This window comes from Streptomyces sp. NPDC001415, assembly GCF_053597395.1.
Genome location: NZ_JBSFIE010000011.1, coordinates 1 through 26,900, shown reverse-complemented (window position 1 = coordinate 26,900; position 26,900 = coordinate 1). Strand labels below are relative to the sequence as shown.

Below are 26,900 nucleotides of genomic sequence, written 5' to 3'. Positions count from 1 at the left end.
CGGCCCCAGCAGGAAGCAGAGACGACAGGTGACAGAAGCGATCCTCCTGGTCGGCGGCAAGGGCACGAGGCTGCGCCCGCTCACGGTGAACACGCCGAAGCCGATGGTTCCGGCGGCCGGCGTCCCCTTCCTCACCCACCAGCTGGCCCGGGCCCACGCGGCGGGCGTCGACCACATCGTCCTGGCCACCTCCTATCTGGCCGAGGTGTTCGAGCCGTACTTCGGCGACGGCTCCGCCCTCGGCCTCAGCATCGAGTACGTGACGGAGGACGAGCCGCTGGGAACGGGCGGCGCCATCCGCAACGTGGCGTCCAGACTGAACTCGGGCCCCGACGACCCGGTCCTGATCTTCAACGGCGACATCCTGACGGGCCTGGACATCAGGGCGCTCGTGGACACCCACGACTCCTCCGGCGCGGATGTCTCCCTGCACCTGACCCGGGTCGACGATCCGAGGGCGTTCGGCCTGGTCCCCACCGACCCGACCGGCCGCGTCACGGCCTTCCTGGAGAAGCCCCAGACGCCGGAGGAGATCGTCACGGACCAGATCAACGCGGGGGCGTACGTGTTCCGCCGCTCGGTGATCGACGAGATCCCGGCGGGCCGCCCGGTCTCCGTGGAGAGGGAGACCTTCCCCGGCCTGCTGGCGGCGGGCGCCCACCTCCAAGGGATGGTGGACTCGACCTACTGGCTGGACCTGGGCACTCCGCAGGCGTTCGTCCGGGGCTCGGCGGACCTGGTCCTGGGCCGCGCCCCGTCCCCGGCGGTGCCCGGCCGATGCGGCGACCGCCTGGTCCTGCCGACGGCGAAGGTGGCCCCCGACGCGAAGCTGACCGGCGGCACGGTGGTCGGCCACGGTGCGGTGGTCGGCGAGGGCGCGCGGATCGCGGGCAGCACGATCCTGTCGGACGCGGTGGTGGAAGCGGGCGCGGTGATCACGGACTCGCTGGTCGGAGCGGGCGCGCGAATCGGCGCGCGGACGATCCTGGCCGGAGCGGTCGTGGGCGACGGCGCGAGGGTGGGCCCGGACAACGAGCTCCGCGAAGGGGTACGGGTGTGGTGCGACGCGGTGCTCCCGGCGGGGTCGGTGCGCTTCTCCTCGGACCAGTAGCCCTTCCCCCACCCCGCCCCTTCCCGCTGTGACACTCTGCGGCTCCGCCGCGTGGCCTCCGGGGGTGGGTGAGATCGCTGCGGGCGGTGCGTGGCTGGTCGCGCAGTTCCCCGCGCCCCTGGCAGGGTTGGTGCTGGCCCGCATCGGGCATTTCAGCCTGTCCGGCGTTTGAGGACGAGCGCCCTTAAGGCGCGAACGGGGTCTGGGGCGGAGCCCCAGCAGCCACCGGCTCGCAGCCGAATCGCATCCCCCGGCGGGTCTCGGGAAGGGGCGGGGTGGGGAAGGCCCCCGGAGCCAAAGCCGCGTACCCTCGGAGGGCAGCCCACCCCCGAGGACCCACCCGTGGCAGGACGATTCGCCCCCCGCACCCCCAGCCGCCGCCCCATCCCCGCCCCCCGAACGGCAGGACGCACGCGAGCCTGGGCCCCGAAGCACGGCCCCCTCGACCTCCCCCTGACCCTCGGCCCCCTCAGGCGCGGCCCCCGGGACCCCACCTACCGCACCACCCCCGACGGAGCGGTGTGGCGCACGTCGAGAACCCCCGCCGGCCCCGCCACCCTGCGAGTGACCGCCGCGAAGGACACCGCGCACGCCGAGGCATGGGGCGAGGGCGCGGAGTGGATGCTTGAGCAACTCCCCGCACTGCTGGGGGAGTTGGACGACCCCGGCGCCTTCACCCCCCGGCACCGCCTCGTCGCGGAGGCGCACCGCAACCGCCCGGGCCTCCGCCTGACCCGTACCGGACTCGTCCTGGAATCCCTGATCCCCTCGGTCCTGGAACAGAAGGTCACCACGACCGAGGCCTACCGCGCCTGGCAGCTCCTGGTCCGCAAGTACGGCGAGCCCGCCCCCGGCGCCCCCGACGGGATGTACGTCATGCCCGACGCCAGGACGTGGGCGCTGATCCCGTCCTGGGAGTGGCACCGCGCCGGCGTCGACTCCAAGCGCTCGGACACCGTCATGCGCGCGGTGCGGGTGGCCCGCCGGATGGAGGAGGCGGCCACGATGGACGCCCCGAAGGCCGCCGAGCGGCTCCAGCTCATCGCGGGCATCGGCCCGTGGACGGCCGCCGAAACCCTCCAACGGGCCATCGGCGCCGCCGACTTGGTGACGGTCGGCGATCTCCACCTGCCCGGCATCATCGGCCACGCCCTCGCGGGCAACCGGAACGCCGACGACGCCGAGATGCTGGCCCTGCTCGAACCGTACGCGGGCCAACGCCACCGGGCTGCCCGCCTGATCCTGCTCAGCGGACGCACCCCGGAGCGCCGGGCCCCGCGCATGCAGCCCCGCGACATCGCCCCGCTGTAGTCGGAGCCTGCTCTCAGCGCACCTCGATGAACGCCGACGCCTCGCGTGCCGGGCGCTCCTTGGGCGGCTCGGCCGCATGCCCCACGGCCACCGCGCCCATCGGGTCCCAATGGGCAGGCAGGTCAAGGCAGTCGCGTACGACATCGCGGCAGAACATCGTCGAGGACACCCACGCCGAGCCGAGCCGCTCGCCCGCGAGGGCCACCAGGAAGTTCTGGACGCCCGCGCCCGCCGCGACCACGAACATCTCGCGCTCGGCGCCGTCGCGGCGGGCGTCGCCGTAGGAGTGCGAGCCGTCCATCACGAGGCAGGGCACCACCAAGTACGGTGCGGCGCGCAGGACTTCGCCCCGCGCGACCCGCTTGGCGATCGACTCCTCGGACTTGCCGTCGCGGCGCAGGTCTTCGATCCAGGCGTCCCGCATCGCGTCGAGCAGCCGCGTGCGCGACTCCTCCGATTCGAGCAGCACGAACCGCCACGGCGTCGTGTGGTGCGGGGCCGGCGCGGTGACCGCCGCCGCGACGGCGCGCCGTACCGCGCCCGGGTCGACGGGCTCGGCCGTGAAGGCCCGTACCGTACGCCGCTGGGTGACCGCCTCTCGTACCGCCTCCGAGGTTCCCAGGCGGAACATGTCGTCGACCGGGGCGCGGACCATCTCGCGGGCCGCGCCCTCGCCCGCGAGGTGCCCGAGGCCGCGGACCACGGCGACCGGAAGACCGCCGGCCTTGCCCTTCACCAGGTCGCCCGCGGCGGCCAGTTCGTCGGCGAGCGAGACCACCGTCGCGCTCAGCGGGTTGCCGTGCCCGTCCGTGCCGCCCCGCAGGTCGTCGAGGACGCGTACGCCGCTGGCGCCGATCGCCACGTCGGTGAGCCCGTTGCGCCACGGCCGCCCGAAGGTGTCCGTGACGACCACACCGACCTCGACGCCGAGCGCGTCGCGCAGCCCCGCGCGGATCGCGGCGGCCGAGGCGTCCGGGTCCTCGGGGAGCAACAGGACTGTCCCGGCAGGGGTGTTGGAAGCGTCGACGCCCGCCGCGGCCATGATCAGGCCCTGCCGGTTCTCGACTATGCGCAGGGCGCCGCGCCGGGCCACCACCCGTACCGTCTCGGCGTCTATGGCCGCCTCGCGGTCGGCGGCCTCGGTGATCCGGCCCTCCGCCTTGGAGACGATCTTCGAGGTGACGAGCAGGATGTCGCCGTCGGCGAGGCCGGGCTCGGCCGCCGCGATCAGCTTCGCGAGGTCGTCACCGGCCTGCACCTCCGGCAGCCCCGGCACCGCCCACACCTGGAAGGAAGGGTTCACGCGCGGACCTCCTCGGCCAGCGTGAGGGCCTCGCGGGCCATCGCGGCCGTCGCCTCCAGGTCCGTCATCATCAGCGGCACGGCCAGGCAGCGGATGCCCGCTTCCTCGATCCGCGCGACCGATCCGGCGTCCACGCTGTCGACGAGCCAGCCGTCGAGCAGCCCCGAGCCGTAGTGCTCGGCGACCGCGGCCGCGGTGGACTCCACGCCGACCGCGGCGAGGACCTTGTCGGCCATGCCGCGCACCGGGGCGTCACCCACGATGGGGGAGAGGCCGACCACCGGCACGCCCGCCTCGGCGATCGCCTCGCGGATGCCGGGCACGGCCAGGATCGTGCCGACCGAGACGACCGGGTTGGACGGCGGGAAAAGGATGACGTCGGCCGAGGCGATCGCTTCGAGGACGCCGGGCGCGGGCTTGGCCTGCTCGGCACCGACCGGCACGACGGCCTGTGCGTCCACGGAGGCCCGCAGCTTCACCCAGTACTCCTGGAAGTGGACCGCCTTGCGCTCGCCGTCCACGTCGACGGCCACATGGGTCTCGACGCGGTCGTCGGACATCGGGATGAGCCGGACACCGGGCTGCCAGCGGGCGCACAGCGCCTCGGTGACGGCGCTCAGCGGATAGCCCGCGCCGAGCATCTGCGTACGGACGATGTGGGTCGCGAAGTCGCGGTCGCCGAGCCCGAACCACTCGGGCCCCACCCCGTACGCGGCGAGCTCCTCCTTCACGGTGAAGGACTCGTCGGTACGCCCCCAGCCCTGCTCCTCGTTGATGCCACCGCCCAGGGTGTACATCACGGTGTCGAGGTCGGGGCAGACTTTGAGGCCGAACAGATGGATGTCGTCACCGGTGTTGCCGATGACGGTGATGTCCGCGTCGGGGGCGGCGGACTTCAGACCACGGAGGAAGCGGGCACCACCGATGCCGCCTGCCAAGACCACAATGCGCATGCACAGAGTCTGTCAGGCGGGTACGACATCCTGGGTCGCCGGGGAGGCACTCTGGCTGGCATGCATCGGCATGTCGGTCAGGCCCGGATAGTAGACGTGCAGGCTGATGGCCGGCTCCAGGGAATCGTTCACGACGTCGTGCACGTAGCCCGGCGCGAAGACCCGCTGGGATCCGGCGCCCAGGTTCTGTACGCCGCGCTCGGTGTGCTCGGTCAGCTCGCCGTCCAGGACGGTCAGTACGCCCGATGAGGCGCCGTGGTCGTGGGCGCCGCTGCCCTGGCCGGGCACCCAGGACAGGAGCCAGACCTCGTAGCCGGGCCCGGTGCGCAGGCGGTGGTACCAGCGGGAGACCGCGTCGTACTGGACGAGGTGGGCCCACTGGGAGCGGTCGGCGGCGATGGAGCGGGCGAGTCCGGCGAACTCGGCGACCGTGGCGGGGTGCTCGCGGGTGGGCTGCAGGAGGTGCTGGACCTCAAGGATGTCGCCGGCGATCTGGAGGTCGCTGTGGCTGCTGTTCATGGTGCGGGGGTTCCTCGGCAGGAGTGCTGGGGTGTCGCAGATGAGGTGTCTCGCGGAGACGGCGGCCGCCCGGAGCGGACGCGTGGCGTCTCAGGGGAGGCGAGAGGAGAAGCTGGATCGCACGTGGGGCAGGAGGTGCGGAATCAACAGCTGGAACAGCAACAGCGCGCCTGGACAGCGCTGCGGAACCCACGGAGGTGGGTCGCTCGGTGCGCTGCGGTCACTGACATGCGGTCCAGGAGACCGGGTCGGTGGGTGTGTTGTCAACCCAATGCCCGATTTGGCGGCAATGTTTCACCTCATCCGGTTACTGGAGTCGGAGAAAGGTTTGTGCAGTCGTGGGGCGGGAGATGTGGCGCAGCAACTGCGCAACCAAACGTCGTTGCCTTCTCGTGATCTGAATGTGATCCGGGCCGCTTTCCGGGTACGGGCGCAACAAGATCAACACTCGTCTCGTCCTCTTCTGTAGTCAGAGTCGAGCGGGAGTCGAGTGAACCGGCGAGGAACTGGTGAGGAGGGGCGTCGGCGTGGCTCAGTGGCGGGTGTCACCTTTTTACCGATTTGAACACTTTCCGCATAGCCTTGGTTCCGCAGAGTGAATACGGGGCCCAATAGCAGATCTCGGCTTGACTGGCCCGGATCCACGCACTTGTAATTTCACTCGTGTCGTTCGGCCGGATTCGGTAACGGCAACATCACGGGGCAGCAAAGACAGACGAGGGGCGCACATGACCGAGCTGTTTCAGGAACTGCTGGTCGACGAGGCCGAAGAGGAGCTCGGCTGGCAGGAACGGGCCCTCTGCGCCCAGACCGACCCCGAATCCTTCTTCCCCGAAAAGGGCGGCTCCACCAGGGAGGCCAAGAAGGTCTGCCTCGCCTGCGAAGTGCGCTCCGAATGCCTTGAGTACGCCCTCGCCAATGATGAGCGGTTCGGCATCTGGGGCGGCCTGTCCGAGCGCGAGCGCCGCCGTCTGAAGAAGGCCGCTGTCTGAAGTCGCCGAAGAGGGCCCGCAGGTGGTCGCCGAAGAGGGCTCGCGGATGGTCACCGAAGAAGCCTTCAGGTGATCCCGGAAGAGGGCTCGCAGGTGATCCCCGGGCTCGCGGGTGGTTCCCGAAGAAGGCCCCCAGGTAGTCCTCCAGTCCTCGAAGAAGGGCCCTCGGGAAGGGCCTCAGGAACGTCGCCGTCCGACCTCGGCGGCCACCCTCGGGGGCTCAAACCGCCCAACTCCGTACACAACCAACGGTCCGTCCCCTGTGCCCCGTCCGCAGGCGGCGGACCGTTTGTGCGGCAGCCGTTAGTGTGGGGCGCTGTCCACGGCACTCCGGTCACGTCAGAGCCCGTCTCGCAACACCGGCCGCGCCGACCGCAGTCAGCACAGCAGCCTTCCGGGGCGGAGGGGCCCGTACCTCGATGTCCGTGCACAGCCAGTCGACGGCCCCGTACGAGGCGGCCGCGACTCCCGAGTTCCCCCGACACGTCGTCACCGCCGTGGTCGTCTCGCACGACGGCGCACGCTGGCTCCCCGACGTGCTGGCCGGACTCCTCGGCCAGGAACGCCCCGTACAGAACGCGTACGCCGCCGACACCGGCAGCGCGGACGACTCCGCCCGCCTGGTCACGGAGGCCCTCGGCGCCGAACGCGTGCTGCACCTCGCCCGCCGCACCGGCTTCGGCACCGCCGTCGAGGAGGTTGCCCGCACCGCACCCGTGCTCGGCCCCGAGGAACTGCCCTACCTGAAGCGCCCCAGCGGCTGGGACCCGGTCTCGCGCACCTGGCGCGACGACAGCTACGACCTGCCCGAACTCCCGCACGGCGAGCCCGTGCAGTGGCTCTGGCTGCTCCACGACGACTGCGCGCCCGAGCCCGACGCCCTCGCCGAAATGCTCCGCGTCGCCGACTCCAACCCCTATGCCGCGATCGTCGGTCCCAAACTCCGCGGCTGGTACGACCGCAAGCAGCTCCTCGAAGTGGGCGTCTCCATCGCCCACAGCGGGCGCCGCTGGACGGGCCTGGACCGGCGCGAACAGGACCAGGGCCAGCACGACCAGGTCCGGCCCGTTCTGTCGGTGTCGTCCGCGGGCATGCTGATCCGCCGCGACGTGTGGGACGAGCTCGGCGGCTTCGACCGCAGGCTGCCGCTGATGCGCGACGACGTCGACCTGTGCTGGCGCGCCCACGCCGCAGGCCACACGGTCCTCGTCGCCCCCGACGCCGCGGTCCGCCACGCAGAGGCCGCGGCCCGCGAGCGCCGCACCGTCGACTGCGCGGGCCGCTCGGTCGTCAACCCGCACCGGGTCGACAAGGCGGGCGCCGTCTACACGATGCTCGTCAACTCCCGTCCCGCGCTGCTCCCTTACGTGCTCCTTCGTATCGTGATCGGCACGCTGCTCCGCACCGTCGCCTACCTCGTGGGCAAGGTGCCGGGGCAGGCCGTCGACGAGGTGATGGGCCTCTTCGGCACCCTGCTGCGGCCCGGCCGGATCCTCGCCGGACGCAAGAAGCGCGGCAAGAGCGGCGTCGAGGCGAGCGAGCTGCGCCCGCTGTTCCCGCCGCCCGGCGCCACCATCCGCGCCACCGTCGAATCCGTGGCGGGCAGCCTCGGCGCGGGCACCGAGGACACCGGCGGCTCCCGGCACGGCGCCGTCGAGTCCGGACCCGGCGGCGACGACGCGGACTTCCTGGAGATCGAGCAGTTCGCCCGCCTCAAGAAGATCGCCCGCAAACCGGCGCCGATCCTCTTCGCGCTCCTGCTGGTCGTGTCCCTGGTCGCCTGCCGCGATCTGCTCGGCGGTGGCACCCTCATGGGCGGCGCCCTGCTGCCCGCACCCGACCACATCGGCAGCCTGTGGAGCCGCTACGCCGACGCCTGGCACCCCATCGGCGCGGGCGGCACCCAGAGCGCGCCGCCCTACCTCGCGATCATCGCCGTCCTTTCCGCGCTCTGCCTGGGCTCGACCGGCTTCGCGCTGACCCTGCTCCTGGTGTGCTCGGTCCCGCTGGCCGGACTCACCGCGTACTTCGCCTCACGCCCGCTCGTCGCATCCCGCCAGCTGCGCGCCTGGGCGGCCATCGCCTACGCCTTCCTGCCCGCCGCCACCGGCGCGCTCGCCGCGGGCCGGCTCGGCACCGCGGTCCTCGCGATCCTGCTGCCGCTGATCGCCCGCGCCGGAGTGTCCGCCGCCGGGTTCCGCGGCGACGGCACTCGCGGCAGCTGGCGCGCCACCTGGACCTACGCGCTGCTCCTGACCATCGCGATGGCGTTCACGCCGGTCGTCTGGCCGGTCGCGTTGGTCCTCGGCATCGGCGTGCTCGCCCTGCGTCGGGGCGACATCGGGGCGTACGGGCTGCGCTTCCTGGCCGTCGTCGGCACCCCGCTCGTGATGCTCGCGCCCTGGTCGCTCACCCTGCTCACCGGCCCCTCGGGCTTCCTCAGGGAAGCGGGCCTGGAGTACGGGGACGGCTCGGCCGGCGCGCTCGACCTGCTCGGGGCCAGCCCGGGCGGGTCCAAGACCATCGGCGGGCTGCTGCTCATCGGCCTCGTCGGGGCGGCGCTCGCGGCGCTGCTCCGCTCGGAGCGCACCTTCGCGATCCACACCGCCTGGGCCGTCGCGCTCACCGGCTTCCTCTTCGCGATCCTGTCGAACCACAGCGCCTGGGCGGGCCCGGCGACCCTCGTGTACGGGCTCGCGCTGCTCGCCGCCGGGGCGCTCGGCGCCGAGAACGGCCGGACCCGGGTCGCCGGGCACGGCTTCGGCTGGCGCCAGCCGGTCGCCGCGCTGATCGCGCTCGCGGCCGCCCTCGGCCCCGTGTACTCCGCCGCGAACTGGATGATCGGCGGCGCCGCCGGCCCGCTGGAGCGGCGCAACCCGGTGCAGGTGCCGGCGTTCGTCGCCGAGGAGAGCGGCACCCGCGACCAGGCCCGCACCCTGGTCCTCGGCGGCACCTCGCCCGCCAAGGTCGCGTACACGCTGGTGAGGGGCTCGGGCGCACAGCTCGGCGACGCCGAACTCGCCGCGTCCGCAGGGGGCGACGCCGGGCTCGGCAAGGTCGTCTCCAACCTCGTCGCGGGCTCCGGGGCCGACCAGTCGACCCAGCTCAGCGGCTACGCCGTGCGCTATGTGCTGGTCCGCGACGGCGCGCCCCGCTCCTTCGCGCGCACCCTCGACTCGACGCCCGGCCTCAGCCGCCTCAGCCAGCTCGACGGCAGCGCGCTGTGGCGGGTCGACCGCCAGGTCGCCCGCGCCGTGATCGTCCCGGCCAAGGGCGGCGAGAGCCTGCCGGTCGCCGCGGACCCCGTCGACATCCACACCAAGATCCCGGCCGGCGTGGCGGGCCGCGTCCTGCGCGTCGCCGACAAGGCGGCACCCGGCTGGAGCGCCACCCTCGACGGCAAGGCGCTCAAGAAGACCACCGTCGACGGCTGGGCCCAGGGCTTCGAACTCCCCGCCGACGCGGGCAAGTTGGACGTCACCTACGACGCGCCGTTCACCCACACCGCCTGGATCTGGCTCCAGGCCGTGCTTGCCCTCGTCCTGTTCGTGCTCGCCCTGCCGGGCCGTCGCCGCCAGATCGACGACGACCTGCCCGAGGCGGAGGAGGCGCCGGCCGCCGTCCCCGCGCAGCCCGTCGCGGGCGAAGGCCGCCGGGCCCGCAGGCTCCGCGCCCAGGCCGGAGCCGAGGCCGCCGGCGAACAACAGCCCGCAGAGCAGGCCGAGATCCCGCAGCAGCCCGCGTACGACGAGTGGGACGCGGCGCGGTACGCCACCACCTCCCCGGCCGCCGACCCCGCCCAGCACGACCAGCAGACGCAGCAGCAGTACGACCCGTACCAGCAGCAGTACCCCGGCTACCAGCAGTACCCCGACGGCCAGTACGCCCAGGTCCCGTACCCCGAGCAGCACTACCCCGAGTCCCCGTACCCCCAAGTCCCTGGCACCGAAGGGCAGTTCGGGCAGGGCCAGTACGCCGACGGGCAGGGGCAGCAGCAGTACGACCCCTACCAGCAGCAGCCGCAGGGCTTGCCGTTGCCGCCGGACGGGAGCTACGACCCGTACGGCTACGGATACCCGCCCGAGCCGCCCGAGCAGCAGCCGCACCGCCCCGACGGGAGCCAGCAGTGAAGCGCACCACCCTCTCCCTCGCCGCGGGAGCCGTCGCCCTCGCCGCGCTGACCGGCTTCGCCTCGCTCACCGCGCCCAGCGGGTCCGCCGACACCGGCGCCCAGTCCCCGGCACGACTGCCTGTCGAACGCTGGGGCCTGCTGTGCCCGGCGCCCAGCAACTCCGACCTGGCCCAGACGACGTACACCGCGTTCACCCCGAAGGGCACCTCGCAGGGTGCCGTGCCGGGCAAGCCGGGCACGGCCGTGCTGAGCCCGGCGGTGCCGCCGCCCGCCGACACCGGCGCCCCCTCGCCCTCCGCCTCGACGGACAAGGCGAAGGACGACAAGGCGAAGGACGGCAAGGGCAAGGACGGCAAGGACAAGAAGCCGGCCGACAAGCCCGCCCCGGACAAGCCGGTCATCGCCCTGAAGGAGCCCGGCAAGCCGGCCGCCGCCACCGCGAACGGCGCCGACGCCCCCGCCCTCACCGGCTCCGCCGACGGACTGCTCGCCCCGGGCTGGGCCGCCCAGCAGACCACCCAGATCACCGGCGGCGCCGGGCGCGCCCTGCTCGGCACCAGCTGCACCGCACCGGACGCCGACTTCTGGTTCCCCGGCGCGTCCACGGCCAAGGACCGCCAGGACTACGTCCACCTGACCAACCCGGACGACACCGCGGCCGTCGCCGACATCGAGCTCTTCGGCAAGGACGGTGTCATCAAGGCCGACATCGGCGAGGGCATCACGATCCCCGCCAAGTCGAGCGTTCCCGTTCTCCTCTCCACGCTGACCGGCACGGTGGCCGACGATCTGACGGTGCATGTCTCCACCCGCGCGGGCCGGGTGGGTGCGGTGGTGCAGGCCACGGACGCGAAGGCGGGCGCGGACTGGCTGCCCGCGTCGGCGGACGCGGCCGCCTCCCAGGTGCTTCCGGGCATCCCGGGCGACGCCACCGACGTACGCCTGATCGTTCACGCCAAGGGCGCGGACGACGCGGACCTCAAGGTGAAGCTGATGGGCAAGGGGGGCGGCTTCACACCGGCGGGGCTGGATACCGTCCACGTGAAATCGGGGATGACGGCGTCCTTTGATTTGAAGAACGTCATGAGGGGCGAGGCGGGTTCCCTTCTGCTCACCCCGGTTTCGGACGCTGGCACTCCGGTTGTCGCGGCGCTACGTGTGGTCCGCGGCACCGGTGACAAACAGGAAATCGCCTTCATCCCGGCGACCGCCCCGGTCGGCACCCGCTCGACAGCCACCGACAACCGCGACAAGGCGGCCACGCTCGCGCTGACGGCGCCGGGCACCAAGGACGCCACGGTGAAGATCACCTCCTCGGCGGGCACCGAGGGCGGCGAGCCGCAGTCCAAGACGTACACCGTGAAGGCCGGCACCACCCTCGCCGTCGACCCGCCGGTCCCGGCCGGCCTCAAGGGCTCGTACGCGCTGACCGTCGAGCCCGATCCGAACGGCGGGCCCGTCTACGCCTCGCGCACGCTGGCCATCACGCAGGACGGCGTCCCGATGTTCACGGTGCAGACGCTGGCCGACGACAAGGGCACGGTCGCCGTACCGGCCGCCTCCCAGGACCTGTCGGTCCTGGAGAGGTAGCGGGCGCGGGGTCAGTCCTGCCCGTACCGCGGGTCGACCGACTCCGGTGCCAGGCCCAGGAGTTCGGCGACCTGCTCGACCACGACCTCGTGGACGAGCAGGGCGCGCTCGTCCCGGTTCTTGGTGCGGATCTCGACCGGCCTGCGGTAGACCAGGATCCGGGCGGGCCGGTCCTTGCCCGCCGGGAGCGCACGACCCAGCGGCACCGTCTCGTCGCTCCAGGCCGCCGCGTCCCCGTCGTCGTCCGCGGTGCCGGGGGCGTCCCTGAACGGCACGTCGGTGACCATGAACTCCACCTCCGCCAGCTGCGGCCAGCGCCGCTCCAGGCGCTCGACGGAGTCCAGTACGAGATCGCGGAAGGTCTCGGCCCTACTGGCCGACAGCGGCACCTGGGGCGGCGCCACGGGCCCGCGCATGCCACGGCCGTGCCGGTCGCGGCGCCGGGGCCCCGATCGGGAGTCAGTACCTTCGGCTGAGCTGGTGCTGTCCATCACTGACGCAGCGTAGCCCTCCGGAGCCGGTGTCGATCGCGGCGACGGCCCGGGAGACCGTATGTCGCGGGCATGTCGCGGCCATGGCGTGGGATGACCATTTCAGCCACGCATGAGAGCGGTTACCGGCCCGTCGGCTACCTAGGATTTCGCGACGTTTGACCGAATCGTTCTCAAGTGGCGGTCCGCACAAGGCCGGTAACCGCCCGTGGCCCTCTGTTCCCGTGCAGGTCAGCGCAGTTGCTCGGGCACCCCCTGTGCGCGAGCTCACACCGCGACACGGGGGAGTGACCTGGTGGAGAGTCGTCGCGGCCCGGTCAAGAGTGCGGTACCGTCCAACGTCGTGAGCCCTGTACGTCGCTGTTCGCGCACCGCGTGCGGCCGCCCTGCCGTCGCGACACTGACGTACGTCTACGCGGACTCGACCGCAGTTCTCGGTCCGCTCGCCACCTACGCCGAACCACACTGCTACGACCTGTGCGCCGAGCACAGCGAGCGCCTGACCGCGCCCCGCGGCTGGGAGGTCGTCCGCCTGACCGACGCCTCCGCCCCGGCCCGCCCCAGCGGCGACGACCTGGAAGCGCTCGCCAACGCCGTACGTGAGGCCGCGCGTCCCCAGGAGCGCCCCGCCGAGCCCGGCGGAGCGCGCGCGGCGGACCCGGCGGAAGTCGGCCGCCGAGGCCATCTGCGCGTCCTGCGCTCGCCCGAATCCTGACCCCGGTTCCGCCGTCGTCCGCAGGATTCCCTCCCTCGGCTCCGCGGCCGTCCCGCAACCCACAGGTGTCGCGGCCGAGTTGACACAGTCGTGCCGGGTCTACCGAAGCTGTGGCCGGCGCACAGGTGGCGGCGGGTAGTTTGGGAGCCCGGTCGGCGCTCCGGGGAGGGCGCCGTCGACGACATCAGGGAAGGTTGGGCCGTGGCTGCTGATCTGTCGCAGATCGTGAAGGCGTACGACGTCCGCGGAGTGGTGCCGGATCAGTGGGACGAGTCCCTTGCCGAGCTCTTCGGCGCGGCCTTCGTCACCGTGACGCAGGCGGACGCCATCGTCGTCGGCCACGACATGCGGCCCTCGTCGCCCGGCCTCTCGGCGGCCTTCGCGCGCGGCGCGGCCGCCCTGGGCGCGGACGTCACCCTCATCGGCCTCTGCTCCACGGACCAGCTGTATTACGCGTCCGGCGCCCTGGACCTGCCGGGCGCGATGTTCACCGCCTCGCACAACCCGGCCCAGTACAACGGCATCAAGATGTGCCGCAAGGGCGCGGCCCCGGTCGGCCAGGACACCGGTCTCGCCGAGATCCGCGAGCTGGTCGAGCGGTGGTCGGAGCAGGGCGCCCCCGCCCCGGCGGCCGAGGCGGGCACGATCGGCGAGCGCGAGACGTTGACGGACTACGCGGCCCATCTCCTGTCCCTCGTCGACCTCTCGGCCATCCGCCCCCTGAAGGTCGTGGTCGACGCGGGCAACGGCATGGGCGGGCACACCGTGCCCACCGTGTTCGCAGGGCTGCCCCTCGACCTGGTCCCCATGTACTTCGAGCTCGACGGCACCTTCCCCAACCACGAGGCCAACCCGCTCGACCCGGCGAACATCGTGGACCTCCAGGCCCGCGTCATCGCCGAGGGCGCGGACCTCGGCCTCGCCTTCGACGGCGACGCCGACCGCTGCTTCGTCGTCGACGAGCGGGGCGAGCCGGTCTCGCCCTCCGCGATCACCGCCTTGGTCGCGGCCCGCGAGCTGGCCCGCCACCCCGGCGGCACCGTGATCCACAACCTGATCACCTCCTGGTCCGTCCCCGAGGTGGTCCGCGAGAACGGCGGCACCCCCGTCCGCACCCGGGTCGGCCACTCCTTCATCAAGCAGGAGATGGCGGCCACCGGAGCGATCTTCGGCGGCGAGCACTCCGCGCACTACTACTTCGCCGACTTCTGGAACGCGGACACCGGCATGCTCGCCGCGCTCCACGTCCTGGCAGCGCTGGGCGGTCAGCAGGGCAGCCTCTCCGCCCTTGTCGCCCAGTACGACCGCTACGCGGGCTCCGGCGAGATCAACTCCACGGTCGAGGACCAGGCGGCCCGCGCGGCCGCGGTCCGCGCCGCCTACGAGGGCCGGGCCGGCCTCACCCTGGACGAGCTCGACGGCCTGACCGTCACCGCCCAGGACTGGTGGTTCAACCTGCGCGCCTCCAACACCGAGCCCCTGCTCCGCCTGAACGTCGAGGCGCGCGACGTCCCGACGATGGCGAAGGTACGCGACGAGGTGCTGGCGATCGTCCGGGGCTGAGGCAGGCCCCGACGGGGGCGGGAGCCGGGATTCCCGCCCGGTGGGCGTGGGCGGCGGGGCTGCCCAACGCCCGCGCCCATCGCGCGTGAGCCCCCCGGCAGCCACTCCCTTCACCAGGCACGCACCCCGCCCACCCCGGCGGTAGGCTGAGAGCCTGTGTCTCGACCCCGCCCGGATCAGGGTGTGGACACGGCTCTGACCTGGCCCGACCCCCGTACGCGTTCCGGCGTCGTACGGAACGAAGAATCGCCGAAGGGAACCCCATGCCGCTCGAAGCCGGCCTCCTTGAGATCCTCGCCTGTCCGGCGTGCCACGCCCCGCTCAGCGACGCGACTTCGGCGGACGAGCCCGAGCTGATCTGCACCGGCAAGGACTGCGGCCTCGCCTACCCCGTGCGCGACGGCATCCCGGTCCTCCTGGTGGACGAGGCCCGCCGCCCCGCGTAAGCAGGGTGCGGGCCCCGCCCGCGCACTCCCGGTAACCCGCCAAGCCAGAGCCGGAGGCCGACCCACATGCTCGACGAGTCGCTGCTCGATGCACCGGAAGCCCTCGCCAGGGCCGATCGCCGTGGGCTGCTGCGCGGCGCGGCGGAGGCGGGCGCCCGCGTCCGTACCGCGGCCCGGCACGCGGCCGAGGCCGGCATCGCCGAGCTGAAACCGGAGGGCCGCCCCCGGTCCGTACTGATCGCGGGCCCCGGCACCGCGGCGGCCGGCGTGGCCGACCTGATCAGGGCGCTCGTGGGCGCATCCGCGCCCGTCACCCGCCTGGAGTCGACCGGCGTCGCCCCCGCCGCGGGCGCCCTGCGCTGGAGCCTGCCGGGCTGGGCGGGCTCCGTCGACCTGCTCCTCATCACCACGACCGACGGCACCGAGCCGGGCCTCGCCCTCCTCGCCGAGCAGGCCTACCGCAGGGGCTGCAACGTCGTCGCGGTCGCCCCGCAGCGCTCCCCGCTCGCGGAGGCCGTGGACGGGGTGCACGGCCTGGTCGTGCCGATGGCCTCGGCCCCCTTCGAACCCGACGAGGCGGAGATGTCCGCCGCGAGCCCGGGCGCCCTGTGGTCACTCTTCACGCCCCTGCTCGCGCTGCTCGACCGGGTCGGCCTGCTCAGCGCGCCCCCCGAGACCATCGAGAAGGTCGCCGCCCGCCTGGACCGCACCGCCGAACGCTGCGGCCCCGCGATCGCGACGTACAGCAATCCCGCGAAGACGCTCGCCTCCGAGCTCGCCGAGTCGCTCCCGCTCATCTGGACCGAGGGCGTGGGCGCGGCCTCGGCCGGGCGCCGGTTCGCCGCCGTGCTCAGCGAGCTGTCCGGCCACCCGGCGCTCGCCGCCGAACTCCCCGAGGCGCTCCCCGCGCACGGCGTGCTGCTCGCGGGCTCGCTCGCGGCCGGCGCCGACCCGGACGACTTCTTCCGCGACCGCGTGGACGAGCCCGAGCGCCTGCACGCCCGCGTCGTCCTCCTGCGCGACCGGCCCGTCGGCGGCCTCTCCGCCGCCCCCGCCGCACGCGAGCTCGCACTGAGCCACGACACCCCGATCAGCGAGCTCGAACCCGAGGAGGGCAACGAGCTCGAATGCCTCGCCGAGCTCCTCGCCATCACCGACTTCGCGACCGTGTACCTGACAATCGCCTCGACCTGACACTGCTGTGCCGCGCGGCCGGGGTCTGCTCAGGGACGGGGCGTCTGCCCCAGCCAGTCCGCCACCGGGAAGCCAATGGCCTTCGGCAACCCCCGAATGCGGAAGTCTCCCGGAACCACCTTCCGGAACCGTCTCCCGGAACCCGAAAGAGAACGCAGGACGACCCATGGACCGTCTCACCAACACCATCCGTCCCTACGCCTGGGGCTCCACGACCCTCATCCCGGAACTCCTCGGCACCGTCCCCAGCGGCGAGCCCCAGGCCGAGATGTGGATGGGCGCCCATCCCGGAGCCCCGTCCCGGCTCGACCGCGGCACAGGACCGACATCGTTGTCAGACGTCATCGCGGCGGATCCGGCGGGCGAACTGGGCCGCGCGGCCGTGGCCCGGTTCGGCCCCCGCCTGCCCTTCCTGCTCAAGATCCTCGCGGCCGGCGCCCCCCTCTCCCTCCAGGTCCACCCCGACCTCGCGCAGGCGAAGGAGGGGTACGACGCCGAGCAGGACGCCGGGGTCCCGATCGACGCCCCGCACCGCAACTACAAGGACGCCAACCACAAGCCCGAACTGATCTGCGCGCTCACGCCCTTCGAGGGCCTGTGCGGCTTCCGTACGCCGGAGGAGGCCGCGCAGACCCTGGCCGCGCTAGAGGTCGACTCGCTCAAGCCATACGTCGACCTGCTGCGCGCCCACCCCGTCGAGGCCGCCCTGCGCGAGGTCCTCACCGCCGTACTGAGCGCCGACCGCGAGGACATGGCGGCGACGGTGAACGAGACGACCACCGCGTGCGAGCGCCTGGGCGGCGCGCAGTACACGGCGTACGCCTCTCTCGCGCACCACTTCCCCGGCGATCCGGGTGTGATCGCGGCGATGCTGCTCAATTACGTCCAACTCCAGCCCGGCGAGGCCCTGTTCCTCGGCGCCGGGGTTCCGCATGCCTACCTGAGCGGCATGGGCGTGGAGATCATGGCCAATTCCGACAACGTCCTTCGCTGCGGCCTGACTCCCAAACATGTCGACGTCCCCGAACTGCTCCGGGTCGTACGCTTCGAGCCGACCGACCCGGGCGTGCTGCGCCCCGAGGCGTCGGCGGCGGGGGAGGAGCTGTACGAGACCCCGATCGACGAGTTCCGGCTGTCCCGTTTCGTACGGGCGGAGGGCGCCGCCCCCACCGAACTGACGGCCCCGACCCCGCAGATCGTCCTCTGCACGGCGGGCAGCCCCTCGGTCGGGGGATTGACGCTGACCCCGGGCGCGTCCGTATTCGTACCGGCCGAGGAAAAGTCCGAACTGTCCGGTACGGGAACGGTGTTCCGCGCCACGGTGGTTGCCTGATGTAACAATGTGCCGCCGCGGGATCCGGCACCGGCCGGCCCCCGCAGAGGGCAACCGACGAAGGGAAGACGGCAACTCCATGAGCGCGTCAGGCGGAACCAAGGCCATCGTGGCGGCGCTGAGCGCCAACCTCGCCATCGCGGTGGCGAAGTTCGTGGCGTTCCTGTTCAGCGGTTCGTCGTCGATGCTCGCGGAGAGCGTCCACTCGCTCGCCGACTCCGGCAACCAGGGCCTCCTGCTGCTCGGCGGCAAGAAGGCCCAGCGCGAGGCGACGCCCCAACACCCCTTCGGCTACGGCCGCGAACGCTACATTTACGCGTTCCTGGTCTCGATCGTGCTGTTCTCGGTCGGCGGCATGTTCGCGGTCTACGAGGGCTACGAGAAGATCAAGCACCCGCACGCGATCGAGGCCTGGTACTGGCCGGTCGGCGTGCTGGTCTTCGCGATCATCGCGGAGGGCTTCTCCTTCCGTACCGCGATCAAGGAATCGAACGTCACCCGGGGCGGACTCTCCTGGAAGGAGTTCATCCGCCGGGCGAAGGCGCCCGAACTCCCCGTCGTCCTCCTGGAGGACTTCGGCGCCCTGGTCGGCCTGGTCCTCGCCCTCCTGGGCGTGGGCATCGCGCTGGCCACGGGCGACGGCGTCTGGGACGGCGTCGGCACCCTGTGCATCGGCATCCTGCTGATCCTGATCGCCCTCATCCTGGCAGCGGAGACCAAGTCGCTGCTGCTCGGGGAGTCGGCGGGCACGGACGAGGTGGAGAAGATCAAGGCGGCGATCGTGGACGGCGACACGGTGACCGCGGTCATCCACATGCGCACCCTCCACCTCGGCCCTGAGGAACTCCTGGTAGCCGCCAAGATCGCCGTCCAGCACGACGACACGGCCCAGGAGGTCGCCACCGCGATCAACGCGGCGGAATCCCGAATCCGCGCGGCCGTCCCCATCGCCAGGGTGATCTACCTGGAGCCGGACATCTTCAGCGCGGAGGAAGCGGCAGCGGGCCCGGACCCGATGGCAACACCGGGCGGCCGCTGAGGTCACTGGGGGCCCGGGAAGGCTGCCCCGACGCCCGACGCCCGACGCCCGACGCCCGACGCCCGACGCCCGACGCCCGACGCCCGACGCCCGACGCCCGACGCCCGGCGCCCGGCGCCCGACGCCCGGCGCCCGGCGCCCGGCTGCGGGCGAGCCCGGGCCCGTTGCGACTGCTGCGGCCGCATGATCCCAGCCGACAGCCGGAGCCAAGCTCAGCACCTCTGGCGTTTGAGGAGGGGATCTGGGGGCGGAGTCTCCGGCGCCACCGACTGGCCTGAGGCCGATGAAGGCTTCTGCGGGGGGCTTGGCGGGGGCCGAGTGCGGCTTCTGCGGCCTTCCGGGGGATTTGGTGGGGACCCAATGCAGCTCCTCCGGCGTTTGAGGAGCGGGGTCTGGGGGCGGAGTCCCGGCACCACCCACCGGCCCGAGGCCGATGAACGCTCCTGCGGGGGTTTGTCGGGGGCACCCAAATCAGCCCCTCTGGCGTTTGAAAGCAGTGGCCTGGGGCGGAGCCCCCGCACCACCCACCGCCCTGCCCCACGACCAATCCCCCGGAGGGTCTCGGGAAGGGGCGGGGCGGGGAGAAAACCCCCACCCCAGCCTCCCACCGGCCTACCGAATCTCCCCCAGCACCTCCAGAACCGCCGCCGCGTCCCCCGCCCCCGACAACCGCCCCCGGAACCCCGCATCCATCAACTTCCGCGACAGCAACGCCAGAATCCGCAGATGCTCGTCTCCCGCCGCAGCCTCCGGCACGGAGATCATGAAGATGAGCTTGGCCCGAGTCCCGTCGAGCGACCCCCACTCGATGCCCTCGGCAGACCGGGCGAACCCCACGGTCGGCACGGACACCGCGTCGGTCTTCGCATGCGGAATGGCGATCTCCTCGCCGAGCCCGGTCGTCCCCTGAGCCTCCCGCGCGAGCGCGACCCGTACGAGCTCGTCGACGTCCCGTACGTTCCCGGTGGAAGCCAGCATTTCGGCCATCTCCCGGATCGCGCCGCCCTTGTCGCGTGAGTCGAGCTGGACCTTGACGGTCTGGGCGGTGAGATACCCGGAGAGCACCTCGGGGGCAGTGGCGGAGGCGGCAGCGGAGGCAGAACGGGCCGCGGCCCCTACGGCCAGGGCACCCGCACCGGCACCCGCATCACCGGCAACCTCATCACCGGCACCCTCATTGCCAGCACCAGCACCAGCACCAGCACCCCCGCCCACCCCGGCAGCCACACCAGCCAGAGCAGGCTCAGGAATCAAGGCGGCAACCCCGTCCCCACCCCGCCGAGCCTTCCGCTCCTTGAGGTCGATCAGCCCATTCGTGGTGAGCGCGGTGACGGCCGTACCGATGGCGATGGCCAGGAAGAACATCGCTGCCCCGCCCACGGCCCCGAACAGCGAAACGATCGGCCCGCCGTGCGGAACGGAGTCCGACACCCCGGCCACACCCGCGACCGCACCGGCCACCGCACCACCCAGCATGTTCGCGGGGATGACCTGGGCCGGCCGGGCCGCGGCGAACGGAATCGCACCTTCCGAGATGCCGAAGAAGCCCATGAACAGCGCCGCGATACCGGTCTCGCGCTCCTGGTCGCTGTAGAGCTTGCGCCGCAGCAGCGTGGCCAGACCTTGACCGAGCGGCATGACCGGAATGGCCGCGGCGGCCATGCCCATGACGGCGTTGTTCGTACCGATCAGACCCACCGCGACGAGGAACGCCGTCTTGTTGACCGGCCCGCCCATGTCGAACGCGATCATGAGCCCGATCAGCGCACCGAGCACGATCGCACTGGACCCGGTCATGCCGTTGAGCCAGCTGGTCAGATGCGTGAACACCCAGGAGATCGGCTGCCCGATCACGTAGATGTAGAACAGGCCGAGCGCCAGTGTCGACACGATCGGAATCACGATGATCGGCATGATCGGCTGGACGAACTTGGGCACCTTGACCTTGCGGATCCCCAGCACCAGGTACCCGGCGAGGAATCCGGTCGCGATCGCCCCGAGGAATCCGGCGTTCGCGTCCGCGCCGTAGATGTTCACCGCGTCGGCGGCGAGGAAGCCGCCGATCATGCCGGGCACCAGGGCGGGCCGGTCGCCGAGTGCGAAGGCGATATAGCCGGAGAAGATCGGCAGCATCAGCTTGAAGCCGAGCGTGCCGAGCGTGTTGACGTAGAACCAGAACGAGTCCTTGTCGAACTCGATGCCCTTCGGCGTGCTGTGACCGCCCAGCGCGATCGAGACGGCGAGCAGCAGACCGCCGACCACCACGAACGGGATCATGTGCGAGACGCCGTTCATCAGCGCCTTGTACGCGGCGCTCCGCTCCTTACCGCCGACGCGGCCCGCACCGCCGCCACCGCCGGCCGGAAGGCCATGGCCGCCCGTGTGCACAGCCGCGCTCTGCACCTGCTCGATGAGCTGCTCGGGCCGGTGAATGCCGTCGGCGACGGGCACGCTCAGCACCTTCTTGCCCGCGAACCGGTCGAGTGCGACGTCCTTGTCGGCCGCGATGATGACCCCGTCAGCCTCTCTGACATCGTTGTCAGTGAGTACGTTTTCGGCCCCGATGGAGCCCTGCGTCTCCACCTTCATCTCGATGCCGAGCGCCGCCGCAGCCCCGGCCAGCTTCTCGGCGGCCATGTAGGTGTGAGCGATGCCGGTCGGACAGGCGGTCACCGCGAGCAGCTTCAACTTCCGCTGCCCCTCGCTAGCCGGACTGGTCACGTGGGGGTCTCCTAACGCTTCGCGCCTCGTCGCGCAGATCGTGCGTACGGTCCGCTCGTATCCCGAGTCGGGCCGACCCAAGCATCCTCCACCCGTCAAGGACCGGATCAAAAGTCCCGTTGGGCCCGGTTCGCCCGGACTGTGGTCCCGATTTTCAGCCGAGGCTCTTGGCCGGGCAGGCTGGGGCACGCTCGGCCGATCGGTGTAGATTCGTGACCAGAGCCAGACGTCGCTGCTGATGGCGGTCGGTCGGTCCTTCATGGACCCGGCCGAGGGAGAGAGGGCCTCCGACGGACTGCGCTGCGAGCGCGTTCGGGCACTCCCATGCCCATCGCCGCGCCCGCAGACCAGCCGTACCCACCCTCGCCACCAACCCACGAGGAGCAGCCCGCCATGACGACTGACGCCACCGGCGCCGGCCAGGACTTCAAGGTCGCCGACCTCTCCCTCGCCGCCTTCGGCCGCAAGGAGATCACCCTCGCCGAGCACGAGATGCCCGGCCTGATGTCGATCCGCAAGGAGTACGCCGCCACGCAGCCGCTGGCCGGCGCCCGCATCACCGGCTCGCTGCACATGACCGTGCAGACCGCTGTGCTGATCGAGACCCTGGTCGCCCTCGGCGCCGAGGTCCGCTGGGCCTCCTGCAACATCTTCTCCACCCAGGACCACGCCGCCGCCGCCATCGCGGTCGGCCCGAACGGCACCCCGGACGCCCCCGCCGGCGTCCCGGTCTACGCCTGGAAGGGCGAGACCCTTGAGGAGTACTGGTGGTGCACGGAGCAGGCGCTGACCTGGCCGAACACCCCGACCGGCGGCCCGAACATGATCCTGGACGACGGCGGCGACGCCACCCTCCTGGTGCACAAGGGTGTCGAGTTCGAGAAGGCCGGCGTGGCCCCGGACCCCTCGACGGCGGACTCCGAGGAGTACGCCCACATCCTCACCCTCCTGAACCGCACCCTGGGTGAGAACCCCCAGAAGTGGACCCAGCTCGCCTCGGAGATCCGCGGCGTGACCGAGGAGACCACGACGGGTGTGCACCGCCTGTACGAGATGATGCGCGACGGCGACCTCCTCTTCCCGGCGATCAACGTGAACGACGCCGTGACGAAGTCCAAGTTCGACAACAAGTACGGCTGCCGCCACTCCCTGATCGACGGCATCAACCGCGCCACCGACGTCCTCATCGGCGGCAAGACCGCGGTCGTGTGCGGATACGGCGACGTCGGCAAGGGCTGCGCCGAGTCCCTGCGCGGCCAGGGCGCCCGCGTGATCATCACCGAGATCGACCCGATCTGCGCGCTCCAGGCGGCGATGGACGGCTACCAGGTCACGACGCTGGACGACGTCGTCGAGACGGCGGACATCTTCATCACCACGACCGGCAACAAGGACATCATCATGGCCGCCGACATGGCCAAGATGAAGCACCAGGCGATCGTCGGGAACATCGGCCACTTCGACAACGAGATCGACATGGCAGGCCTGGCCAAGATCCCCGGCGTCGTCAAGGACGAGGTCAAGCCCCAGGTGCACACCTGGACCTTCCCCGACGGCAAGGTCCTGATCATCCTGTCCGAGGGCCGCCTGCTGAACCTCGGCAACGCGACCGGTCACCCCTCCTTCGTCATGTCGAACTCCTTCGCGGACCAGACGCTGGCCCAGATCGAGCTCTTCACCAAGCCGTCGGAGTACCCGACCGACGTCTACGTGCTGCCCAAGCACCTCGACGAGAAGGTCGCCCGTCTCCACCTGGCATCGCTCGGCGTCAAGCTCACCGAACTCCGCCCGGAGCAAGCCGCGTACATCGGCGTCGAGGTAGAAGGCCCGTACAAGCCGGACCACTACCGCTACTGAGCCCGACACCGTCACTCCGAGGACTGCGGGACGCCAGGCCCAACAGCCCCTGCAGTCCCCGGAGTTGACGGCACGGTCGGCTAGGACGCCACCAGCATCCGGCCGCCACCGGCACTCGGCTCCACCGGTACGTCATCGGCACCCGGTACGCCATCGGTACTGAGGCAGGCCCCCGCACCCCCGTGTCGGGGGCCTGCCCCATACCGCCCCCCCACCGAGTCAGCGCCCGACTCCCGAGGACCCCGAGATCCCATGCCCCGCGGCCGATATTCGCTTCACGATCCCCACGACCACACCCCTCTCGGCGAAGAACACTTCCACTGCGCTCCCGGCCCTTCCGGCTGGCGCTACGTCTCCCAGCTCACCACCCCCTCCGGAGACCACGCGGGCTCCGTAGACCTCGCACTCGACGAACTCGGCCGACCCATCCGCCTCGAACTCCATGCCGCCGGCTGGCAGGTACGAGGCGCCGCCCTCGACGGCGTCACCTGGGTCCGCACCGACCCCTCCGGGGCTCACGCCACCGAAGGCAATGTCCGCGCCCACGCCTTCGCCGGCAGTTCCCCCGCGTTCCTCGTCGCCACCTCCCGTCTGCTCCGCCTCACCCCCCAGTCCCCGACGACGCGCGTCCGCCTCGTCGCCTTCACGGACCCGGTCCTCGCCCCCCGAACGATCGACCAGTCCTGGGCCCTGCTGAATAGTGAAGCGCACGCCACTGACAATGGCCCCCTGACCGTGGACGAGTACCAGGTCAGCGCCCTGGACACGGGGGAGCAGCACACCGTCCACATCGCGGGTGACGTCGTCCTCGCGGCCCCTGGAATCGAGCTGGAATCCCTGGAATCCCCACCCTCGACGTTCCCCACGCCGTAGCCCTGACCACAGAACGCTCGAACACTCCGGTCCGGACGGCTCGCCGCCCGTCCACCTCGCCGCCCGCCGCCCGACTCCGGCCCCACAACGTCGGACAGGCGGCAACATCGGACAGGCGGCAGCGCCAGGCCGGCGGCAATGTCAGGCAGGCGGTGCGAACCCTGTTGAACGCCCGGGAGAATCAGCGCTGTTGGAGGCTTCGATCCCCGGCGCTCCGGACCCAGCCGGCTCAGCGGCACCACCTGAAGCCGGCCGATCCGCCGCAGGGGACACCACAGCCGGGGCAGAGGCCAGGCGCGCCTCCGCGCCCGAATCCGGAGCCGACCTCGCGAATCCAGGCGGAGCAACCGCAGCGGCCGAGCCGTAAACCGGGCCGGAAACAGGCCGAGGACCTCCACCCTGAACCCCCGCCCCCCTGCTCGCGGCAGCCTGACCCGCTCCGAACGCCCGTCGCGCATCCCGGGCCTGGCGCTCACCCACCACACCGGCCAGATAGGCGGCAGGCGGCACTCCCTCAGGGAGGGGCGTCCCCGTACAGGCCACCATGTCCTCGGCCAGGCGGGCCGCCATGGTCCAGCTCACCTGCGGGTCGAGCTGTCGCATACGCGTCAGGTACTGGCGTATCGCCAGCCAGAGCCCGTCCGGCACCCGTGACAGATCCAGCCCCGCGAACCGTCCTACCAGCCACGGCGGCGGAGGCGGAACGGCCGCGGTCCACCCCGTCGACACCCGCTCCCGCACGACCAGCGTGCCCGCGAAGACATCCCCGACCCGACGTCCACGCTCAGAGACGAGCGAGGCGATACAGGCGACGACGCCGAACGTCAGCAGAATCTCGATGACCCCCATGGCCCCGCGCACCAGCGCATGCCGGAACCGGATCGGCCCGCCGTCGTCCCGCACCACCCGCAGCCCGCAGGCAAGCTTCCCCAGCGACCGCCCGTGCGAAAGCGTCTCGACCGCGATCGGGCCCCCGACCAGCACGAGCACGAACAGGGCCACGGCTATCGCGGCCTGGGCAGCGGCATCGAGCGAGGCAGTGGCGAACAACATGACCAACGAGACCAATATGTACGTCGCCCACACCACCGACAGGTCGATCACCAGCGCCAGCGCGCGACTCGGCAGCCGCGCAGGCCGCAGCCCCAGTACGACCGCATCCCCCGTGACCAGCGCGCTCACCCGATACCCCACCCTTCACAGACGACGGCCTTCCACACCCCTCGGACCACCCAGTCTGCCAAGCTGGCCCGCAGCGCGCCGCAGTAGTACGGACCGTACGCACCAGTGCCTGGAGCAGCAGCAGAACATGGACCTCGACGTCTTCGTGACCGCCCACCACGCGGAGTGGGACCGCCTCGAACACCTCCTGCGCCGAGGCCGCCGCCTCACGGGCGCCGAGGCCGACGAGCTGGTGACGCTCTACCAGCGCACGTCCACACACCTCTCCCAAATACAGTCCAGCGCCCCGGACCCCCTCCTCACGGCCCGACTGACGCAACTGGTGGCCCGCGCGCGCTCCTGCGTCACCGGCACCCGCCGCGCGACCTGGCGCGACACCGCCCGCTTCCTTGTCGAGGGCTTCCCCGCGGCCGTCTACCGCTCCCGCCGCTGGTGGATCCCCGCGGCCCTGATCTCCATAGCCGTCGCCGCGGTCATCGGCTGGTGGATCGGTACCCACCCCGAGGTGCAGTCCGCGATCGCGGCCCCCGACGCCCTGCGCCAGATGACACGGCCGGGCGGCGAATACGAGACGTACTACTCAAGCCACCCGGCCGCCTCCTTCGCGGCCCAGGTCTGGACGAACAACGCCCAGGCCACCGCAATGTGCCTGGTCCTGGGCGCTTTCCTCGGCATCCCCGTCCTGTGGATCCTCTTCCTCAACATGCTCAACCTGGGCGTCGGCATCGGCCTCATGTCCTCGGCCGGACGCCTCGACACCTTCCTCGGCCTGGTCCTGCCGCACGGCCTCCTGGAACTGACCGCGGTATTCGTCGCCGCTGGTACGGGCATGCGCCTCGGCTGGACCGTCGTCGACCCGGGCCCGCGCACCCGCCGTGCGGCTCTGGCAGAACAAGGCCGCGCAGCCGTAGGCATGGCCATCGGCCTGGCCCTGGTGCTGTTCGTCTCCGGCCTGATCGAAGGCTTCGTCACCCCCTCCAGCCTCCCCACCTGGGCCCGAATCGCCATCGGCATCGCCGCCGAGCTGGCCTTTCTTGTGTACGTGTACGTCCTGGGCGGCCGAGCCGCACGAGCCGGCGAGGTCGGCGACGTAGAGGCAGCCGCCCGCAGTGCCGAGCTCCCGACAGCCGCGTGATGTGCGCACGCCCCCTCTGACCTGCTACTGTCCTCTTCGCCCACAAAAACCGTTGACACGGTCGGAGTGGGGAGGTAGATTCAAACGGTTGCCTCGGACTGGACAAGTTCGTGAGCACTGGCTAGCATCTCTCTCGCTCTCGCCAGAAATTGAATTTCTGAGCGATGAGCCATTTCGATTCACCATTCGAAGCCAATGAAGTCGATTCGATCGGCCGAAATGCTTCTGATAGAGTCGGAATCACCGAAAAGGGAAGCGCGAAAGCGAATAACGAATCGGTAGCCCGCTCCAGCGGGTGGCGGAAACGGAAATCGGATCTGCTAAGCTGGAAACACGAAATACCGAAGGGAAGCGCCCGGAGGAAAGCCCGCGAGGGTGAGTACGAAGGAAGCGTCCGTTCCTTGAGAACTCAACAGCGTGCCAAAAGTCAACGCCAGATT

The 26,900-nt window shown here is 71.5% G+C and carries 21 protein-coding genes; 15 read left to right on the top strand and 6 right to left on the bottom strand.

Annotation, left to right across the window (positions count from 1 at the left end; translation table 11 throughout):
- Positions 1-28 precede the first annotated feature (28 nt).
- Together ACWC2B_RS17125 and ACWC2B_RS17120 are read left to right on the top strand one after the other, a co-directional pair.
- Complete coding sequence (locus tag ACWC2B_RS17125) at positions 29-1,111, top strand: sugar phosphate nucleotidyltransferase (RefSeq protein WP_450717235.1); 1,083 nt, start codon at positions 29-31, stop codon at positions 1,109-1,111.
- A gap of 342 nt (positions 1,112-1,453) precedes the next feature.
- On the top strand, positions 1,454-2,422 hold the full coding sequence (locus ACWC2B_RS17120; RefSeq protein WP_450717234.1) for a DNA-3-methyladenine glycosylase family protein: 969 nt from the start codon (positions 1,454-1,456) through the stop codon (positions 2,420-2,422).
- Positions 2,423-2,435: 13 nt separating this feature from the next.
- On the opposite strand, the gene ACWC2B_RS17115 is transcribed toward ACWC2B_RS17120, so the two are convergent.
- From ACWC2B_RS17115 to ACWC2B_RS17105, 3 genes are read right to left on the bottom strand one after another with little or no spacing between them, the layout of a single operon-like run.
- Positions 2,436-3,725, bottom strand: coding sequence for a coenzyme F420-0:L-glutamate ligase (locus tag ACWC2B_RS17115; protein ID WP_450717233.1), 1,290 nt, complete (start codon positions 3,723-3,725; stop codon positions 2,436-2,438).
- The gene (cofD, locus tag ACWC2B_RS17110) at positions 3,722-4,678 is read right to left on the bottom strand and encodes a 2-phospho-L-lactate transferase (protein WP_450717232.1); all 957 of its coding nucleotides are present in this window, start codon (positions 4,676-4,678) and stop codon (positions 3,722-3,724) included. The genes ACWC2B_RS17115 and cofD overlap by 4 nt, the downstream gene beginning before the upstream one ends.
- Positions 4,679-4,690: 12 nt before the next feature.
- Positions 4,691-5,197 carry a cysteine dioxygenase gene (locus tag ACWC2B_RS17105; RefSeq protein ID WP_450717231.1) on the bottom strand — a complete coding sequence of 169 codons (507 nt, stop codon included), beginning with the start codon at positions 5,195-5,197 and terminating at the stop codon, positions 4,691-4,693.
- Positions 5,198-5,925: 728 nt separating this feature from the next.
- On the opposite strand from ACWC2B_RS17105, the gene ACWC2B_RS17100 reads away from it, so the two are divergent.
- From ACWC2B_RS17100 to ACWC2B_RS17090, 3 genes are all read left to right on the top strand, one after another.
- Complete coding sequence (locus ACWC2B_RS17100; protein ID WP_053723761.1) at positions 5,926-6,189, top strand: WhiB family transcriptional regulator; 264 nt, start codon at positions 5,926-5,928, stop codon at positions 6,187-6,189.
- 419 nt (positions 6,190-6,608) lie between these two features.
- Positions 6,609-10,319, top strand: a complete 3,711-nt coding sequence (locus tag ACWC2B_RS17095) for a glycosyltransferase (RefSeq protein WP_450717230.1) — start codon at positions 6,609-6,611, stop codon at positions 10,317-10,319.
- Positions 10,316-11,911: a DUF5719 family protein gene (locus ACWC2B_RS17090; RefSeq protein WP_450717229.1), complete on the top strand. Its 1,596-nt coding sequence runs from the start codon at positions 10,316-10,318 to the stop codon at positions 11,909-11,911. The genes ACWC2B_RS17095 and ACWC2B_RS17090 overlap by 4 nt, the downstream gene beginning before the upstream one ends.
- An 11-nt stretch (positions 11,912-11,922) precedes the next feature.
- On the opposite strand, the gene ACWC2B_RS17085 is transcribed toward ACWC2B_RS17090, so the two are convergent.
- On the bottom strand, positions 11,923-12,402 hold the full coding sequence (locus ACWC2B_RS17085) for a metallopeptidase family protein (RefSeq protein WP_450717228.1): 480 nt from the start codon (positions 12,400-12,402) through the stop codon (positions 11,923-11,925).
- Positions 12,403-12,697: 295 nt separating this feature from the next.
- Here ACWC2B_RS17085 and ACWC2B_RS17080 point away from each other — a divergent pair, with 295 nt between their 5' ends.
- From ACWC2B_RS17080 to ACWC2B_RS17055, 6 genes are all read left to right on the top strand, one after another.
- Entirely contained in the window at positions 12,698-13,117 is a 420-nt protein-coding gene (locus tag ACWC2B_RS17080) for a DUF3499 domain-containing protein (protein ID WP_450717227.1), read from the top strand.
- Between the two features lie 201 nt (positions 13,118-13,318).
- Complete coding sequence (locus ACWC2B_RS17075) at positions 13,319-14,680, top strand: phosphomannomutase/phosphoglucomutase (RefSeq protein ID WP_450717226.1); 1,362 nt, start codon at positions 13,319-13,321, stop codon at positions 14,678-14,680.
- Positions 14,681-14,943: 263 nt separating this feature from the next.
- A complete protein-coding gene (locus ACWC2B_RS17070) occupies positions 14,944-15,126 on the top strand; it encodes a Trm112 family protein (protein ID WP_053723767.1) in 183 nt (60 codons plus the stop codon).
- A 66-nt stretch (positions 15,127-15,192) separates the two neighbouring features.
- Positions 15,193-16,320 carry an SIS domain-containing protein gene (locus ACWC2B_RS17065; RefSeq protein ID WP_450717225.1) on the top strand — a complete coding sequence of 376 codons (1,128 nt, stop codon included), beginning with the start codon at positions 15,193-15,195 and terminating at the stop codon, positions 16,318-16,320.
- Between the two features lie 166 nt (positions 16,321-16,486).
- A complete protein-coding gene (gene manA / locus ACWC2B_RS17060) occupies positions 16,487-17,653 on the top strand; it encodes a mannose-6-phosphate isomerase, class I (RefSeq protein WP_450717224.1) in 1,167 nt (388 codons plus the stop codon).
- A 79-nt stretch (positions 17,654-17,732) separates the two neighbouring features.
- Positions 17,733-18,692, top strand: a complete 960-nt coding sequence (locus ACWC2B_RS17055) for a cation diffusion facilitator family transporter (RefSeq protein WP_450717223.1) — start codon at positions 17,733-17,735, stop codon at positions 18,690-18,692.
- 612 nt (positions 18,693-19,304) lie between these two features.
- Here the strand turns inward: ACWC2B_RS17055 and ACWC2B_RS17050 are convergent.
- On the bottom strand, positions 19,305-21,329 hold the full coding sequence (locus tag ACWC2B_RS17050; protein ID WP_450717564.1) for a fructose-specific PTS transporter subunit EIIC: 2,025 nt from the start codon (positions 21,327-21,329) through the stop codon (positions 19,305-19,307).
- 477 nt (positions 21,330-21,806) lie between these two features.
- Here ACWC2B_RS17050 and ahcY point away from each other — a divergent pair, with 477 nt between their 5' ends.
- Positions 21,807-23,270: an adenosylhomocysteinase gene (ahcY, locus tag ACWC2B_RS17045; RefSeq protein WP_450717222.1), complete on the top strand. Its 1,464-nt coding sequence runs from the start codon at positions 21,807-21,809 to the stop codon at positions 23,268-23,270.
- 252 nt (positions 23,271-23,522) lie between these two features.
- The gene (locus tag ACWC2B_RS17040) at positions 23,523-24,143 is read left to right on the top strand and encodes a hypothetical protein (RefSeq protein WP_450717221.1); all 621 of its coding nucleotides are present in this window, start codon (positions 23,523-23,525) and stop codon (positions 24,141-24,143) included.
- A 141-nt stretch (positions 24,144-24,284) separates the two neighbouring features.
- On the opposite strand, the gene ACWC2B_RS17035 is transcribed toward ACWC2B_RS17040, so the two are convergent.
- The gene (locus ACWC2B_RS17035; RefSeq protein ID WP_450717220.1) at positions 24,285-25,325 is read right to left on the bottom strand and encodes an RDD family protein; all 1,041 of its coding nucleotides are present in this window, start codon (positions 25,323-25,325) and stop codon (positions 24,285-24,287) included.
- 127 nt (positions 25,326-25,452) lie between these two features.
- Here ACWC2B_RS17035 and ACWC2B_RS17030 point away from each other — a divergent pair, with 127 nt between their 5' ends.
- Positions 25,453-26,460, top strand: coding sequence for a stage II sporulation protein M (locus ACWC2B_RS17030; RefSeq protein WP_450717219.1), 1,008 nt, complete (start codon positions 25,453-25,455; stop codon positions 26,458-26,460).
- A gap of 164 nt (positions 26,461-26,624) precedes the next feature.
- Positions 26,625-26,900, top strand: a 276-nt coding sequence (locus tag ACWC2B_RS17025; RefSeq protein WP_450717218.1) for a hypothetical protein, incomplete at its 3' end; no start/stop codon positions are given.